This window comes from Arcobacter sp. F155 (assembly GCF_004116455.1).
Lineage (GTDB): Bacteria > Campylobacterota > Campylobacteria > Campylobacterales > Arcobacteraceae > Halarcobacter.
This window is the reverse complement of the sequence record NZ_PDJU01000047.1, coordinates 1-429: the sequence shown is the minus strand read 5'-3', so window position 1 is coordinate 429 and position 429 is coordinate 1. Positions and strand designations below refer to the sequence as shown.

Annotated in this window: 1 pseudogene; it reads right to left on the bottom strand. The window is 56.9% G+C overall.

Annotation, left to right across the window (positions count from 1 at the left end):
* Positions 1 to 429 (bottom strand): annotated as a pseudogene (locus CRV03_RS14180) (hypothetical protein); the annotation flags it as partial.

Sequence of the window (429 nt, the reverse complement as noted above, 5' to 3'; positions counted from 1 at the left end):
CTCCAATTGCACATGCTCCCACTTCAGCGTCTGAATTTCGCCTCTCCGAGCGCCTGTCAAAATCAGCAGTCGAAACGCCGCTAGAGCATAGATCGATTCAATCCCCTGCCTTTCCAGATCATCGAGGGCTGCGCCGAGCCGCTTGAACTCTTCCGCCGTGAGAAAGCGCTCTTTCGGCGTCTCACGATAACGCGGTATCCCCCGAACCGGATTGCTTGCCTTGGCGCGGACCCCCCAAAGCTCGGCAAGATTCAGCATTTTAGAAAGCAGTGTCAGACACCGGTTCGCGGCACCTGCGCCGCCTCTGACGACAACGCCACCGCCCTGCTCTTTCCGCTTAGCTTTCGGGTCTTTCGGCGCTGTTTTGCCTGCATAAATTGCGGCTTTGAAGGCCTCGACATCCGTTGGTTTAAGATCGCTGACGAGCTT